Here is a 15,686-nt window from a genome sequence, read left to right as displayed (position 1 = left end):
CTTACGCGACTTCCTTCACGCGTTCCGGATGGCGCGCGCGGTGCTTCTCATATGAGGAGACCCAGGCCTCGGCGAACCGCGACCAATCGCCCTCCACCGTTCCCCAGCCGCCCGACACACGGACACCGCCCGTGGCCAGATGATCCAGCCCCATGGCCGAGATCGCCTTGGACGGCTTTGTCTTGCCCGACGAACAGGCGCTGCCGGCCGAAACCATGACCCCCATCAGGTCCAGGGTGATCAGCTGCTGCGGGCTGTCCCAGCCCTCGACCGCCATGAACAGGGTGTTGGGCAGCCGCTCGACGCCGCCGCCGATGATGGTCGCGCCCGCGGCCTTCACCCTGGCTTCCGCCGCATCGCGCCACGCCTTGTGCGCCAGCGACGACGGCAGGTCCCGCGCCGCGCAGTCGGCCGACACGCCGAACCCGGCGATGCCCGGCACGTTCTCGGTCCCGGCGCGCAGCCCGCGCTCCTGCCCGGCCCCGTGGAGGGTGCGGATGATCGGCGCGCCTTCCTTCGACACCAGCGCCCCGACGCCCTGCGGCCCGCCCAGCTTGTGCGCCGACAGCGTCAGGGTGTCCGCGTCCAGCGTCCGCATGTCGACCGCGATCTTGCCCGCCGACTGGATGGCGTCGACGTGCAGCCAGCCGCCCGCCGCCCGGACCAGCGTCGCCGCCTCGGCGATCGGCTGGATCACGCCGCTCTCGTTGTTCGCATGATGGATCGCCACCACCGCCCGGCCCGGCCGCCTCAGCGCCCCGGCCAGCCAGTCCAGATCGACCACGCCGTCCGCATCGACCGGCAGCACCTCGACGGGTTTGCCCGACACCGCCGCCGCCTCGGCTACGCACGGATGCTCGGTCGCCCCGACGATCAGCCGCTCGCAGCCCGCCGCCAGCGCGCTCAGGATCGCCTGGGCGTTGGATTCCGTCCCGCCGCTCGAAAAGACCACCGCCGTCGGATCGCCCCCCACCAGATCGGCCACCTGCGCCCGCGCCGTCTCGATCCGCGCCCGCGCCCGGCGGCCGGCCGCATGTACCGCCGACGGATTGCCGTTGTCGGCCAGCGCCTTGGCCATCACGTCCTGCACTTCGGGACGAACGAGGCCGGAGGCGTTGTAGTCGAGATAGACGCCGCTCACGCCGCCACCCCCACGCCCGCCGAAGCATCGCGACGCCGCGCCCCGGTGCGGTTCATCACCACGTCCTCCAGCGACACGCCCGCCAGATAGCGGTGAATCTCGTCGCCGAGGTCCTCCCACAGATTGTGGGTGATGCAGCGCTCGCCCGCCATCATGCAGCCCTTGGGCGACGAATGGCCGATGCAGCGGGTCGCCCGGATCGGCTCGTCCACGGCCAGCACGATCTCGGCGACCACCGTCTCATGCGCGCCCTTGGCCAGCCGGTAGCCGCCGCCCGGACCGCGCACGCTCTGCACCAGTCCGCTCTTCCTCAAGCGCGCGAACAACTGCTCCAGATAGCTCAGCGAAATCTCCTGCCGCGCCGCGATCTCTGCCAGCGAAACGGCCCGCTGCACGCCATCGGCGCGGCCGTTCTTGGCCAGATCGGCCATCGCCATCACGGCGTATCGTCCCTTGGTCGACAGTCGCATCGCGCTACCCGCAAAAACCGCGCGCTTTTCGAGGGTCCTGTGCTAGAACCCGCGCCTTCGCAAAAGCGTCAGCACGCACGGCGGACTTAGAAAGTCCTACTGGTGCGGTCAAGTATTACGCAGCTGCGAAATGATGTTTGAACACGGGAATTCGCGCCGCCCATGCCTGAAGTCATTCTGCCCGGGGCCTCTGGCCGTATCGAAGGCCGTTACTCGCCGGGCAAGCGCCCGAACGCCCCGATCGCCCTGATCCTGCACCCCCACCCCAAGGCGGGCGGGCATATGAACAACCCGGTCACCGTGACCCTCTACCAGCTGTTCGTGAAGCGGGGCTTCGCCACCCTGCGCTACAACAGCCGCGGTGTCGGCAAGTCTCAGGGCGAGTTCGACAGCGGCATTGGCGAACTGGCCGACGCGGCCACCGCCCTCGACTGGCTCCAGTCCAACAATCCCGGCGCCACCCAGACCTGGGTCGCCGGCTACCAGTTCGGCGCCTACATCGGCATGCAGCTGCTGATGCGCCGCCCCGAGACGGACGGCTTCATCTCGGTCTCGCCGCCGTCGAACATGTACGACTTCAGCTTCCTCGCGCCTTGCCCCGCCTCGGGCCTGTTCCTGCACGGCACCGCCGACACCGTCGTCCCGCCGGTCGAGGTCGAGCGCGTCGTCAACAAGCTGCGCACCCAGAAGGGCATCGTCATCGACTATGAGCTGGAAGAGGGCGCCAGCCACTTCTGGCAGGACCACATCGACGCCGTCGACCGCCGCGTCGGGCTCTACCTGGACAAGCGGCTGGAAGAGAAGCCGGCGTGAACTGGACAGGGGCCCTCCGGGGCCCCTCTTCAATTCAATACAGCAGAAACCGCTTCCGCTCTTCGATCCACGCCTGCTCGTCCGGCACGGTGATCGCGTCCAGATCGGACGCCGTCGACCCCGGCGCATCGACCCATTCCCGCAGCGCCGGCCCCCCGTTGATCACGTCGATGGCCAGCTTGCCGAACTCATACTCGTACGGGAAGTCCCGCCAGAGATCATAGTCCGGATACAGCCGCCGGATCGCCTTGAACGCCAGCGCCTGCACCCGCCACGGCTTGAACGCCGCATGGTCGTAGCCCGGCCCCGCGACATGCATCTGCACCCCGTTGCACAGTGTCCCGACGTGCTTGTGGAAGGTCGGCTCGAACCAGATGTCCCGCAGCGTGCACCCGGCCAGCCACTCCGGCGCGAACGCCTGCATCTCGGCGATCACAGCCCGCGCGTCGATGTCCGGCGCCCCGAACAGCTCCAGCGGCCGCGTCGTCCCGCGACCCTCCGACAGCGTCGTTCCCTCCAGCATCACCGTCCCGGCGTAGGCCCGCGCCATCGACACATTGGGCGCATTGGGGCTCGGATTGATCCACTCCCGCTCCAGCAGGGGCCAGCCGTAGCCGGGCCCCGCCTCCGGCTCCCAGCCCTCCATGCCGATGACCCGGTAGTCCACATCCAGCTTGAACCGATCGATGAACCAAAGCCCCAGTTCGCCCAGCGTCATGCCGTGCCGCATCGGCATCGGCCCCGCCCCGACGAAGCTCTCCCAGCCCGGCCGCAGCGTCAGCCCCTCGACCGGCCGCCCGGCGGGGTTCGGCCGGTCCAGCACCCAGACCGTCTTGCCGTGCTCCGCCGCCGCCTCGAGCACATAGAGCAGCGTGGTGATGAAGGTGTAGATCCGGCAGCCGAGGTCCTGCATGTCGACCAGCAGCACGTCGAACGTGCCCATCGCCTGCCCCGTAGGCCGCCGCACCTCGCCATAGAGGCTGAACACCGGAATGCCGAGCCGCGGATCGGTGAAGTCCGGGCTCTCCATCATATTGTCCTGCAGGTCGCCGCGCATGCCGTGCTGCGGCCCGAACGCCGCCGTCAGCCGGATATCCGGACAGGCTGCCAAGGCGTCCAGCGAATGCGTCAGGTCCGCCGTCACCGACGCCGGATGCCCCAGCACGGCCACCCGCCTCCCCTTCAGCGGAGCCCGCAGCTCGGGGTCGGACAACAGACGGTCGAGGCCGGTCTTCATGGCAGGTCCAGAACGAACGAGTCGGGATGATGGAAGTCCGGCTTAGCGGACGGATGGGCCAGCGCCCAATAGGAGATGGCGCCATCGACGTCCTCGATGACCGCCGACAGGGCCAACCGCGTTGCCCCAAGCGGCAACTCGATCCGGGCCTCCAGCGCCATCTGGTCGAAAGCCCCGTCCATACCCAGCACGGTTGCGACCTCATCGGCCATCCTCATGCCAGCCCGGGGACCGTCAAACCGGTAGGACGCCCACTGGCCCGACGGTGACAGATTGAACTCGACATAGCCCTCGTCTGTGGCCGTGAAGGCCTCGAAACAGGTGTGTCGCCACAGATCGTCGGCCCGCCCCTGCCCGGCTTCACCGGGCCAGACGATGGCGGAGGGGTCACCCACCGCCGTGAACCGCAACCACAGCAACAGCCCGTCCCGCTCGAACTCCACCTCGAGCTCGTCGATCCATGGCGAAGGCGTGCCGGGGTGCGGCTTCAGGTTCACCATCAGAGCCCGGCCTGTTCGCGCTTCCATGACCTCGTGCTACACGCCCCTTCCCTCCCAAGCCAAGCCTGATCCCCTGCCCATGACCGCCGAGCCCGCCTTCAAGTCCGACTTCCTGCGCACGCTCCGGGACCGCGGCTACATTCATCAGATCACCCACCCGGCCGAGCTCGACGCAGCCGCCGCCTCGGGCGTGATCACCGCCTACATCGGCTTCGACGCCACCGCGCCGTCGCTGCACGTCGGCAGTCTGATCCAGATCATGATGCTGCGCCGCCTGCAGCAGGCCGGGCACAAGCCGGTCGTCCTCATGGGCGGCGGCACCACCAAGGTCGGCGACCCGACCGGCAAGGACGCCTCCCGCCCCCAGCTGACCGACGAGACCATCCAGTCGAACATCGCCTCGATCCGCACCGTGTTCGAGCGCTTCCTGACCTTCGGCGATAAGCCCACCGACGCGGTCATGGTCGACAATGACCAGTGGCTGTCCAGCTACGGCTACATCCAGTTCCTGCGCGACTTCGGCACCCACTTCACCGTCAACCGGATGCTGGCCTTCGACTCGGTCAAGCTGCGGCTGGAACGCGAACAGCCGATGACCTTCCTCGAGTTCAACTACATGCTGATGCAGTCGGTGGACTTCCTCGAGCTGAACCGCGCCCGCAACGTCACCCTGCAGATGGGCGGGTCGGACCAGTGGGGCAACATCGTCTCGGGCGTCGACCTGGTCCGCCGCGTCGACCACAAGGCCGCCTTCGGCCTGACCACCCCTCTGCTGACCACCGCCTCTGGCGGCAAGATGGGCAAGACGGCCCAGGGCGCGGTCTGGCTCAACGCCGAACAGCTGTCGCCGTACGATTACTGGCAGTTCTGGCGCAACGTCGACGACGCCGACGTCGGCAGATTCCTGCGCCTGTTCACCGACCTGCCGCTGGACGAGATCGCCCGGCTCGAGGCCCTGCCCGGCGCCGGGATCAACGACGCCAAGAAGGCGCTCGCCGACGCCGCCACGACCATGCTCCACGGCCCCGAGGCCGCCGCCACTGCGCGCGCCGCCGCCGAAAGCGCCTTCGAACAGGGCAAGATTTCCGCCGACCTGCCGACGGTCGAGATCCCGCGCGAGGAGGTCATCGGCGCCATGATCGCCGCCGTCACCGCCCGCGCCGGCCTGACCGCCTCCAACGGCGAGGCCCGCCGCCTCGCCCAGGGCGGCGGTTTGCGCCTCAATGACCAGGCCATCGCCGACGGCGCCCGCCTGATCGAAGCGGCCGATATCAACGCCGACGGCGTGATGAAGCTGGCCGCCGGCAAGAAGAAGATCGTGCTGGTCCGGCCGGTCTAGAGGAGAATGGGATGACCGAAATCACCGAAGGCCAACCCGCCCCCGCCTTTGACATGGCCACCAGCGACGGCGGCCGCGTCTCGTCCGCCGCCCTGGCTGGCCAGCCGTACGTCCTCTATTTCTACCCCAAGGCCGACACCCCCGGCTGCACCTCCGAGGGTCAGGACTTCTCCGCACTCGCCGACCAGTTCGCCGCGGCCGGCGCCACCGTCATCGGCGTCTCCCGCGACTCCGTGAAGAAGCTCGACCGGTTCAGGACCAAATACGACCTTCGTGTCGTCCTCGCCTCCGACGAGCCCGGCGACGTCACCGAGGCCTTCGGCGTCTGGAGCGAGAAGTCGATGTACGGCCGCACCTACATGGGCATCGAGCGCGCCACCTTCCTGATCGACGGCTCGGGCGTCATCCGGCGCGCCTGGCGGAAGGTCAAGGTCAAGGGCCACGCGGACGAAGTCTTGGCCGCCGTGGAATCGCTCTGACATCGGACGAACCGGTCGCTGTCCAGCAATCGCGATGGCCTGACAGATTCGCCAATACGCCTGTCAGGCGAAGTATGGCCGCGAATACCGTCGATCTTCGCGTGAATGCCGGTCAGGATGGTTAACAAGTCGTGAACAGTCTTGTCCCCGGCGCGGAACCCGGCGCATAACCCTGCCTCGTGCGTGGGGGCGTTGCGTAATGACCGAAGAGACGCATAGCGGAAAGTCTCTCCTGGGCCGGTGGTTTCCGACCCGGTACCTGTATCTTCGCGACGGCGACGATGTTCGCGCCTGGGCGTTGACCCCGGGTCGGCAGGCGCTTGGGGCCCTCGCCGCGGTCCTGATCGGCAGCTGGTTCCTCGTCGCATCCGGCGGCTTCGGCTACGACCTGATCATGCAGAGCCAGGCCGACCGCACGGTCGCCCGCGCCCGCGCCGCCTCCGAACGCCTCAACGCCGACCTGCAGGCCCGTCTCGAAAGCGCCGTCGTGCGCATGACCGCCACCACCGGCTCGCTCGACGAAATGGCCGAGATGGTCGAGCGCCGCCACGCCGCCCTGACCCAGGTCATGGGCATGTTCCGCGGCGTCGACGGCGCCCAGGCCGCCCTGACGCCCGCGCCGTCGCTCGATCCCGCGAACAACTCTCCCGTCCAGCGCATGCTGGCGGTGCGCATGGATCAGGAACGGCTGATCGCCCGCGCCGAGACCGTCGCCCAGACCCGCGCCGAGCGGCTGCGGCTGGCCTTCCGCCTCGCCGGCCTCAACCCCTCCGCCTATGCGCCCGCCGGAACGGCCGGCCTCGGCGGCCCGCTGGTCGAGGCCCAGGATCCGCGCGCCCTCGCCGCCGTGCTCGATGTCGACGAAGCCTTCGCCGTCCGCATCCGCAACGCCGCCGACAACCTGTCCGACATGCGCGGCCTCGCCGACGCCGCCGAGGGCATGCCGTTCCACCGGCCGACGAACGCCCGCACCACCTCGGGCTTCGGCGTGCGTTTCGACCCGTTCAACCGGCATCCGGCCCTGCATCAGGGTCAGGACTTCGCCGCCCCCCTGAACACGCCCATCGCCGCCCCGGCTCCCGGAATCGTGTCTTTCGTCGGCGTCCGTTCAGGGTATGGCAACACCGTCGAGATAGATCACGGACGCGGTTTCAAGACGCGATACGCCCACCTGAACTCCATGGCCGTGAGGCCCGGCCAGCGCGTGGCGCTCGGCCAGCGCATCGGCGCCATGGGGACGACCGGACGCTCCACCGGCGTTCACCTGCACTATGAGGTGTGGATGAATGGCCGCCCGCAAAACCCCGCCCGCTTCATGAGAGCCGGAGACCAACTTGTTCAACAAGACTAAATCCCCCGCCCCGTCCTCGCCGCAGACCCGCGCCGACACCGGTTCCGCCATCCCGCCGCTGCCGGATCTGCCCATGCCGGGCGGTTCGTCGCCGGCCGCCGCGCCCGCGGCTCGCGCACCCGCGTCGCCGGTCAGCGCCCGCGGCCTCTCGACCCTCTCCTCGGACCTGCAGTTCGACGGCAACATCTCGGGCGGCGGCGACCTGCAGATCGACGGCGCCATCAAGGGCGACGTCCGCGTCGGCCGTCTGATCATCGGCGAGACGGGCGCCGTCGAGGGCGGCGTCTCGGCGGACTATGTCGAGGTCCGCGGCCGCATCGTCGGCAACGTCTCGGGCAAGCAGGTCAAGCTGATCGCCACAGCCTACGTCGACGGCGACATCACCGCCGAACAGCTGTCGATCGACATCGGCGCCTATTTCCAGGGCCGCGTCCTGCAGGGCCGCCGCGAGGCCCCCGCCGCCGCCGCTCCGGCCGCCGCGCCCCGCCCCTCGACCCCCGCCGCCAGCGCCACGCCGCCGCACGGCGACGACCGCCCGCAGATCATCGACATGAAGCCGGGGGCCTAGGCTCTCCGGCAAGACAAGGAAAAGGCCCCGGATCGCTCCGGGGCCTTTTGCTTTGCTGCGGCGTGCAACGCAGATCCGGTTGCGACCCTTGGGAGACCCGCGCACCGACCATTTTTTGAGCAAGCACGATCTTAAGGCGTGAGGGGCCCCCAGCAGGGGATGAGGCTGGCTACTGCGTCATGGCCCCAAATCTGATAAGCGTTGCCGCGTCTGATGGTGACCTCACCTCTTGAGCCGTCCTCTGTGAGGGTATGGAAGGACAGGGAAGTCCCGAAGCCATCCTTGATAGTCGGAGGGGTCGGGAGGCTGTCGCTCGACATGATTTCCAAGGTTCGGGGCGCGATCCGCACCGGGGGCAAGTCACTCACTGAAATCGCAACGGTTCGAACGGCTGGGCAATCGGTTGAGGTGATGTTCTGCGAGCCACCGTCCCACTCCCGCGTTGCGACCCACACACGAGCATCTTGCTCCGCTGCTGAGCGGGAGAACCTAGGCTCTTGCGCCCGAATGCTGATGGCGTGCGGGCGGGTATAAACCGGGTCACCACTTACCTCGATCCTCACCACCAAGGCGGGGTCGTAGGCAGCCTGCGGCTCAGCTTGAGCTGCCGCCATCGGTGCGAACGACGCCATCGCGATCAGGAACATCATCACTCCTCTGGACTGTGACAGCCTCTCCTGTTTCGCGTCTGCTTTCCACCCCCTACGGACTTCAGACGAGTCCGCGTCCGGCGTGGACGTCACCAAGGCTCGCCGACGCTCAGGCCCCTACTCCACCGTGCTCCCGCGCGTCTCGCCGACCCGGGCCGCCAGCGCGGCGCCCATGAAGGCGTCCAGATCGCCGTCCAGCACGCCCTGGGTGTCGGACGTCTCGACGTTGGTCCGCAGGTCCTTAACCATCTGGTACGGCTGCAGGACGTACGACCGGATCTGGTGGCCCCAGCCGATGTCGGTCTTGGCGTCGGCCAGCGCCTGCGCCGCCGCTTCCCGCTTCTGCAGCTCCAACTCGTACAGACGCGCCCGCAGCATCTTCCACGCCTGTTCGCGATTCTGGTGCTGGGACCGCCCTGCCTGACACGCCACGACGGTATTGGTCGGGATGTGCGTCAGACGCACCGCCGAATCCGTCTTGTTGATGTGCTGACCGCCCGAGCCCGAGGCCCGGTAGGTGTCGGTGCGCACGTCGGCCGGATTGATGTCGATCTCGATGGTGTCGTCCACGACCGGCGAGACCCCGATCGAGGCGAATGAGGTGTGTCTCTTCGCGGCTGCGTCGTAGGGGCTGATGCGCACCAGCCGGTGCACGCCCGATTCCGACTTCAGCCAGCCATAGGCGTTCGGCCCCTTGACCAGGATGGTGGCCGACTTGATGCCCGCCTGCTCCCCGCCTTCCTCGGCCTCGACCTCGACCTCATAGCCGTGGGCGCGGGCCCAGCGGCTGTACATGCGCAGCAGCATGCCGGCCCAGTCGTTCGACTCGGTGCCGCCGGCGCCGGAGTTCACTTCCAGATAGGCGTCGTTGGCGTCGGCCTCGCCGGACAGCAGGGCTTCCAGCTCGGCCCGGGCGGCGCGGTCCTTGACGGCCTTCAGCTGGGCGCGAGCCTCGTCGAGGGTGGCTTCGTCGCCCTCCTCGTCGGCCATGTCGGCGAACATGACGCCCTCCTCCAGACCGGTCTCCATCTCGCGGACGGTGTTGATCTGGGTCTCGAGCCGCGAGCGGTCGCGCGACACGGCCTGGGCGGCCTCGGGGTTGTCCCACAGGGTCGGGTCCTCGACCCGGGCGTTCAGCTCATCGAGCTTTCGTACGGCGACATCCCAGTCAAAGACGCCTCCTGAGCAGAGCGATGCTCTGCTCGATGTCGGCCTTCATGGCCTCGACATCCGGTCTCATCGCAATCTCCGGCGATATTCAGGTGAGGCGCGGACATAGAGCGGTCCGCGCTGCAGGGGAAGAAGGGATTGGGGATGAGGGATTAGGGATTGAGGGTAGCGGGCTGCCGATGCTCACCGCGATCGGTCGCCCTAATCCCTAATCCCCAATCCCCAATCCCTAGTACAGCCCACTCAAGTCCTCCGCCGGCTCCTTCTTGGCCGGAGGCGGCGTCGGCGGGGGGGTCGGGGTGGTCGCGGGCGGCAGCCCGGCCTCGACCTCCTGCTCGCGGCGGATCACGTCGTTGTAGTTCTGCGGCCCGGTCGGAACCTGGGGACGCGGAGCCTCCTCCTCGCGGCGCCGTTCGGTGCCGGGGCGGAAGGCCTCCTCGATGCCGTTGACGGTGCGGAACACCGCATTCTTGGGCCGCACGAACGGCCGCGCCGGCCGCTTGCGCAGCGCCACCTGCATGAACTCGTTGAACACCGGCACCGGCCCGGTCGCGCCCGTTTCGCCCGAGCCCAGCGGCCGGTTGTCGTCGAAGCCGATGAACACGCCGACGACGATGTCCGACGAGAAGCCGACGAACCAGGCCGAGCGGTATTCGTTGGTCGTGCCGGTCTTGCCCCCGACCCAGCGGCCGAGGCCCCGGGCGCTGGCCGCCGTGCCGCGCTGCACCACGCCCTCCAGCATCGAGCTCATCTGATAGGCGGTGATCGGATCGATGACCTGGGTGCCGAGCGCCTCCAGCCGGGGCGACTCCTGCCCGCTGAACGGCCGTCCGCACTCGCGGCAGCGGCGGTCGTCGGCGCGGAAGATGGTCTCGCCGTCCCGGTCCTGCACCACTTCGATCAGATAGGGGTTCACCCGCCTCCCGCCGTTGACGAAGGCGGCATAGGCGGCCGTCAGCCGGTAGGGGGTCGTCTCCCCCGCCCCCAGCGACACCGACAGATTGGGCTGCAGCGTGTCCGACACGCCCATCTTCTTGGCCAGCCCCACGACATTGGTCATGCCGATGGCCTGGGCCAGCCGCACCGTCATGACGTTGCGCGACAGCTCCAGCCCCCGGCGCAGCGTCGTCGGCCCATAGTATTCCCGGCTGTAGTTCTCCGGGCTCCAGCGGGTGCCGTTCGGCCCGCCGGCGAAGCTGATCGGCGCGTCCAGCACGATTGAGGCCGGCGTATAGTCGCCCTCCAGCGCCGTCGCATAGACGAACGGCTTGAACGCCGAGCCCGGCTGCCGCTCCGCCTGCGTCGCCCGGTTGAAGCTGGACAGGGCGTAGGAATAGCCCCCCACCATCGCCAGAACCCGGCCCGAGGTGGGCTCGATCGCCACCAGCGCGCCGTTCACCGCCGGAACCTGTTTCAGCGCGAACTGTCCGCCGCGCGGCTCGACGAAGATCAGGTCGCCCCGCTTCAGCTGCCGGTTCGCATTGGCCCAGGCCGCGTCCTCGGCCAGCAGGGTTCCGGTCGAGCCGTCGTCGGCCCGCCGCACCCGCACAGTGTTCCCCGCCACGCTCTCCACGGCCGCCGGACGCCAGGCCCGGCGCTCGGGCGGCTTGGTCCCGCGCAGCGCCACCGCCTGCCAGCCCTCGGCGAAGTCCGTGGTCCCCCACGGCCCGCGCCAGCCATGCCGGCGGTCATAGTTCTCCAGCCCCTTCATCAGGGCGTCCCGCGCCGCCGACTGCAGCTCCGGGTCCAGCGTCGTGCGCAGATAATAGCCCCCGCGGTTGACCTCCTCCCGGCCGAAGCGCGCAATGGCCTGCCGCCGCGCCTCCTCGACGAAGAAGTCCGCGTCCGCATAGGCCGCCCGGCGCGGCGCGTCCTGCGTCACCAGCGGCCTGGCCAGCGCCGTCTGCAACTGCGCCTGGGTGATGAAGCCGCTCTCGCGCATCTCGCCCAGCACCCAGTCGCGCCGCCCCTTGGCCGCCGCCGGATGCCGCTTCGGATGATAGTTGTTCGGCCCCTTGGGCAGGGCCGCCAGGAAGGCCGCCTCGTCCGGCGTCAGCTGGTCCAGCGACTTGCCGAAATAGTTGTAGGCCGCCGCCGCCACGCCGAACGACCGATAGCCGAGGAAAATCTCGTTCAGATACAGTTCGAGGATCTGCGGCTTGGTCAGGGTCGCTTCCAGCCGGTTGGCCAGGATGGCTTCCTTGACCTTGCGGTTGATGCTGGTCTCGCTGGTCAGCAGGACGTTCTTGGCCACCTGCTGGGTGATCGTCGAGCCGCCCTCCAGCCGCCGCCCCGTGGCCGCGTTGAAGACGTTCTTGAACATGGCCCGGCCCAGGCCCGACACATCGACCCCGCCATGGCTGAAGAAGTTGCGGTCCTCGGCGGCCAGGAAGGCCTGCACCACCGGCTCGGGAATCTGCTCGTACGACACATAGATGCGCCGCTCGTCCGAGAATTCCCCGATCAGCGTCCCGTCGCCGGCATAGACGCGCGTCGCCGTCGCCGGCCGATAATCGGCCAGCTCGGACGCGTCCGGCAGGTCGTGGAACAGCCAGGCCGCATAGACGGCCACCACCAGCCCGGCCAGCGCGATCGCGCCCAGCAGGACGACGCCCGCCATCACGAACCAGCGTTCGGCAATCTTCACCTGTTACTCCGCAAGACGCGCCCGGTGAGTGGGTTTAGCCCGCGTCGGGCGCCGCCGCCAGAGCCCCCGTCACACCCCCGGCGCGACGGTCCAGTTCCTGTCGCGCCGCGGCCACGACATCGGCGTCCATGTCCCCCTGCCCCGCCATCCAGCGCAGATAGTCGTCCGGCGGCTCGGCCCACGGCCGGCCCCTGTGCTTGCCGAACGGAATCCGGTCCAGCCGCCGCGGCTCGCGCGTCCATTCCAGCATCTGCTCGACCGTCGCCTCCTTCAGCAGGTCGATCAGGATGTGCGCCGTCACCCAGGCGTCCGGCCCCGCCCGGTGCGCCGGATTGGCCAGCGCCGGGTCCAGCCGCAGCCCCCGCCAGTACCTCAGCACCTGATTGGAATGCCCCGGCGCCTGCGGCCACACCGCCTTGGACGACCGCACCGTGCAGATCCACGGCAGCCCGCCATGCGCCGTATCGGCGATGAACCCCCGCTCGAACCGCGCCGAATGCGCCACCATCACGTCCGCCGGCTCCGGCAGGAACATCTCCCGCAGCCGGTATTCGTCGCAGTGCGGATCGTCCTCGCAGAAATCCTCCGGCGTCAGATGATGCACCGCCATCGCGTGAACCGAGATCTCGCCCCGCGGCCGGAACAGCCTCGACACCGGCGGCGACGCCCGCCATCCCCCGGCCCCGTCCGGCGTTACATCGACGATCCCCACCTCGATGATCTCGGCGGTCCGGTCTCCCCCGGTGGTTTCAAGATCGACAACACGCAGGCGCATCGGACGGAGATAGGAGAGGTGCCGTCAAAAAGGGAGACCCGCGCGCAGCGCCGCGCTTCATCCTATTCGCCCGTCACCTCCCCGGGGTCCGGCTCCTCGCCCGGATTGTACCGCGGCTTCGGCTGCGGCAGCAGGAAGTAGGCGACGCACAATAGCGCAAGGGCCACCCCCGCTTGCGGCTGGATGACTGACAGCGGAACCGCGGCGATCTGGATCAAGGCGGCCAGACCGTAGCGGCGGGTCATCTGTCGCAGAAACCCCGGGGCCAGCCGTTCGTCCATGATGCGCCGCCCGGGCATGCCGTAGAACCATTTGGCCATCCATGTGCAGGCCGTGAGGGCCAGCCCCGCCGTCAGGGTGACCGATGCGACCGGCTCGAAGGGCGTGCCGAGGTGGAAGCACCAGACGCGGATCGGATAGGGCACGACGACGATAGCCAGCAGGAACAGCAGGTTGAGCGCGCTGAACCAGTGGTCGCTCCTGGCGTAGATGCGGCCCGTGTAGTGGTGCTGCAGCCAGTAGGCGCCGATCACGCCATAGCAGAGCAGCAGCGCGAGATGCTCGCGCCACTGCCCGGCCATGGCCGAGACCAGACTGTCATATCCCTGTGGCCCCTCTGGAGAACCCGGAGCCTTGATCTCGACAATCAGGAGGGTCAGCGCGATCGCGAACACCGCATCGCTAAACCCTTCGAACCGGCCAAGCCCGCGCTGGGCGCCGTGCGTCTGTGCTGAAGACCGGGCCATCGGAGATCAGGGCTTCAGCAGGACCTTGATGCAGCCGTCCTGCTTGTCGCGGAACGTCTTGTACATCTCCGGCGCCCGCCCCAGCGGAACGGTGTGGGTGATCGGCAGGGTCGAGTTGATCTGGCCTTCCTCGATCCGCCGCAGCAGGTCGTCGGTCCAGCGCCGCACATGCGTCTGACCGGTTCGCAGGGTGAGCCCCTTGTTCATCATGGCCCCCGTCGGGAACATGCTCGAGGCGCCGCCGTACACGCCCGGGACCGATACGGTTCCGGCCGCCTTGCAGGCCATGATCGCCTCCCGCAGGGTGGTGGGACGCTCCGTCTCCAGCTTCAGCGCCGTCTGGGCCTTGTCGAGAAGGTGCAGCATCTTGTTCGGGCCATGCGCCTCCATCCCCACCGCATCGATGCATTTGTCCGGACCGTGGCCACCGGTGATCTCGCGCAGGTGTTCGAGCACGTTATCGACCGTCCGGCGGTCGAGAATCTCGGCGCCGACGCTCCGCGCCCGCTCCAGACGTTCGTCGACGTCGTCGATAGCGATGACGCGTTTGGCGCCGAGAACGATGGCCGAATGGATGGCGAAAAGACCGACGGGCCCACAGCCCCAGACCGCGACCGTATCCTCGGGAGTGATGTCGGCCTGGGCCGCGGCCTGCCAGCCGGTCGGCAGGATGTCCGACAGGAAGATATAGCGCTCGTCCGGCCCGTCCTTGGGCAGTTTGACCGCCGTGGTCGCCGCGAACGGCACCCGCATATATTCCGCCTGACCGCCCGCGTAGCCGCCGGTGATGTGGGAATAGCCGAACAGACCCGCCGTCGTGTCGCCGAAGAAGGTCCGGGCCAGATCGGCGTTTCGGTTCGTGGTCTGACAGACGGAGAAGTTGCCCTTCAGGCACTGCTCGCACTCGCCGCAGGTCATCTGGAAGGGGATGACGACCCGGTCGCCGACCTTCAGGCCGCGTGACTTCGCCTCCGGGCCAACCTCGACCACCTCGCCCATCGGCTCGTGCCCCATCACATCGCCCGCGCACATGGTGGGGATCAGGCCGTCGTAGAGGTGCAGGTCAGACCCGCAGATGCAGGTGGTGGTGACCTTGATGATGGCGTCGCGCGGATGCTCGATCCGGGGATCCGGCACCTCCTCGCAGCGCATGTCCTTCTTGCCTTGCCAGCAAATCGCTTTCATCGCCGCTTCTCCCTCACTTGCAGTTGCGTTGGACCGCGCCCATCCGGACCGCCGTCAGCACGTCCAGGGCGGTGATCGCCAACACGGCCCCGAGAGCCACCCGCGCGTTGCCGCGCTTCGGATTGCCGCCCGCGCTCAGCGCGCTCAGGACGGCGATGTCGAACACATCCCCGCCCACGCGCGCCCAGAGCACGCCGGTCCGCGTCGGGTCCTCGGCCAGCTTGACCCCGCTCCAGATTTCGCGGGCTCCAAAGGCGGCGAACACCGCCGCTGTCGGTGCGGCGATGCCGAACGTCCGCTTGACCGACCGTGGGAACAGTGACCCCCAGATGCCGAGGCCGATCGCCGTCATGCCGATCATCATGGAAAGCTGCGGCGTCACCGCCGGCGCGGCCCGGACCCGGTCGGTCGCCAGCCTCATCGGTGGGCGTCCCGGCAAGCGGATGGCCGTATGTGGCGACCGGAGGAAATTCTCCCACGCCGACAACCCGGGACCGGGTGTTTCGGGGCTCGGAGCCCGTCGGGCCTCGCGGGGCCTGCGGTGGTCCAACATTTCCGCGACGCTCATACTGACCTCCATTTCGCTCGCGCCTGCGAACACTTCCGGGGAAGGTT

Annotated in this window: 15 protein-coding genes; 5 read left to right on the top strand and 10 right to left on the bottom strand. The window is 68.6% G+C overall.

From position 1 onward, the window contains the following. Nucleotide 1: 1 nt before the first annotated feature. On the bottom strand, nucleotides 2–1,141 hold the full coding sequence (locus GGQ87_RS12460) for an aminotransferase class V-fold PLP-dependent enzyme (protein ID WP_168048237.1): 1,140 nt from the start codon (nucleotides 1,139–1,141) through the stop codon (nucleotides 2–4). Then, nucleotides 1,138–1,611, bottom strand: a complete 474-nt coding sequence (locus GGQ87_RS12455) for an Rrf2 family transcriptional regulator (RefSeq protein WP_168048235.1) — start codon at nucleotides 1,609–1,611, stop codon at nucleotides 1,138–1,140. The genes GGQ87_RS12460 and GGQ87_RS12455 overlap by 4 nt, the downstream gene beginning before the upstream one ends. A 162-nt stretch (nucleotides 1,612–1,773) precedes the next feature. Between GGQ87_RS12455 and GGQ87_RS12450 the strand changes: the two genes are divergently transcribed. After that, nucleotides 1,774–2,424 carry an alpha/beta hydrolase gene (locus GGQ87_RS12450; RefSeq protein ID WP_168048233.1) on the top strand — a complete coding sequence of 217 codons (651 nt, stop codon included), beginning with the start codon at nucleotides 1,774–1,776 and terminating at the stop codon, nucleotides 2,422–2,424. A 34-nt stretch (nucleotides 2,425–2,458) separates the two neighbouring features. Here GGQ87_RS12450 and GGQ87_RS12445 read toward each other — a convergent pair whose 3' ends face one another. Together GGQ87_RS12445 and GGQ87_RS12440 are read right to left on the bottom strand one after the other, a co-directional pair. Further along, nucleotides 2,459–3,661, bottom strand: coding sequence for an exo-beta-N-acetylmuramidase NamZ family protein (locus GGQ87_RS12445; protein ID WP_168048232.1), 1,203 nt, complete (start codon nucleotides 3,659–3,661; stop codon nucleotides 2,459–2,461). After that, nucleotides 3,658–4,188 (bottom strand): DOMON-like domain-containing protein, encoded by a 531-nt coding sequence (locus GGQ87_RS12440; protein WP_245161594.1) that lies wholly within the window; start codon nucleotides 4,186–4,188, stop codon nucleotides 3,658–3,660. Before GGQ87_RS12440 ends, GGQ87_RS12445 begins: the two co-directional genes overlap by 4 nt. Nucleotides 4,189–4,240: 52 nt before the next feature. Here GGQ87_RS12440 and tyrS point away from each other — a divergent pair, with 52 nt between their 5' ends. The 4 genes from tyrS to GGQ87_RS12420 all read left to right on the top strand — a co-directional run bounded on the left by tyrS (nucleotide 4,241) and on the right by GGQ87_RS12420 (nucleotide 7,898). Next, nucleotides 4,241–5,500: a tyrosine--tRNA ligase gene (tyrS, locus tag GGQ87_RS12435; protein WP_168048230.1), complete on the top strand. Its 1,260-nt coding sequence runs from the start codon at nucleotides 4,241–4,243 to the stop codon at nucleotides 5,498–5,500. Between the two features lie 11 nt (nucleotides 5,501–5,511). Beyond that, complete coding sequence (locus tag GGQ87_RS12430) at nucleotides 5,512–5,979, top strand: peroxiredoxin (protein ID WP_168048228.1); 468 nt, start codon at nucleotides 5,512–5,514, stop codon at nucleotides 5,977–5,979. A gap of 199 nt (nucleotides 5,980–6,178) precedes the next feature. Beyond that, entirely contained in the window at nucleotides 6,179–7,330 is a 1,152-nt protein-coding gene (locus GGQ87_RS12425; protein ID WP_168048226.1) for a M23 family metallopeptidase, read from the top strand. After that, a complete protein-coding gene (locus tag GGQ87_RS12420) occupies nucleotides 7,314–7,898 on the top strand; it encodes a bactofilin family protein (protein WP_245161593.1) in 585 nt (194 codons plus the stop codon). The genes GGQ87_RS12425 and GGQ87_RS12420 overlap by 17 nt, the downstream gene beginning before the upstream one ends. A 767-nt stretch (nucleotides 7,899–8,665) precedes the next feature. Here the strand turns inward: GGQ87_RS12420 and prfB are convergent. From prfB to GGQ87_RS12390, 6 genes are all read right to left on the bottom strand, one after another. Next, nucleotides 8,666–9,788 (bottom strand): peptide chain release factor 2 gene (gene prfB / locus GGQ87_RS12415; protein WP_168048224.1). Its coding sequence is split into 2 segments (ribosomal slippage): nucleotides 8,666–9,718 and nucleotides 9,720–9,788, totalling 1,122 coding nucleotides; the frame shifts between segments, so codons are not numbered across the junction. A 159-nt stretch (nucleotides 9,789–9,947) separates the two neighbouring features. Continuing rightward, entirely contained in the window at nucleotides 9,948–12,338 is a 2,391-nt protein-coding gene (locus GGQ87_RS12410; RefSeq protein WP_168049246.1) for a penicillin-binding protein 1A, read from the bottom strand. Between the two features lie 61 nt (nucleotides 12,339–12,399). Then, nucleotides 12,400–13,140, bottom strand: a complete 741-nt coding sequence (locus GGQ87_RS12405; protein ID WP_168048222.1) for an exonuclease domain-containing protein — start codon at nucleotides 13,138–13,140, stop codon at nucleotides 12,400–12,402. Nucleotides 13,141–13,202: 62 nt separating this feature from the next. Beyond that, nucleotides 13,203–13,886, bottom strand: a complete 684-nt coding sequence (locus GGQ87_RS12400; RefSeq protein ID WP_168048220.1) for a TMEM175 family protein — start codon at nucleotides 13,884–13,886, stop codon at nucleotides 13,203–13,205. Nucleotides 13,887–13,892: 6 nt separating this feature from the next. After that, the gene (locus GGQ87_RS12395; protein ID WP_168048218.1) at nucleotides 13,893–15,071 is read right to left on the bottom strand and encodes a zinc-dependent alcohol dehydrogenase; all 1,179 of its coding nucleotides are present in this window, start codon (nucleotides 15,069–15,071) and stop codon (nucleotides 13,893–13,895) included. A gap of 13 nt (nucleotides 15,072–15,084) precedes the next feature. After that, on the bottom strand, nucleotides 15,085–15,492 hold the full coding sequence (locus GGQ87_RS12390; protein ID WP_168048216.1) for a hypothetical protein: 408 nt from the start codon (nucleotides 15,490–15,492) through the stop codon (nucleotides 15,085–15,087). Between the last annotated feature and the right edge of the window lie 194 nt (nucleotides 15,493–15,686).

This window comes from Brevundimonas alba (genome assembly GCF_011927945.1).
Classification (GTDB): Bacteria; Pseudomonadota; Alphaproteobacteria; order Caulobacterales; family Caulobacteraceae; genus Brevundimonas; species Brevundimonas alba.
Note: the sequence above shows the minus strand (reverse complement) of the source record. Positions and strands in the feature narration are given on the sequence as shown.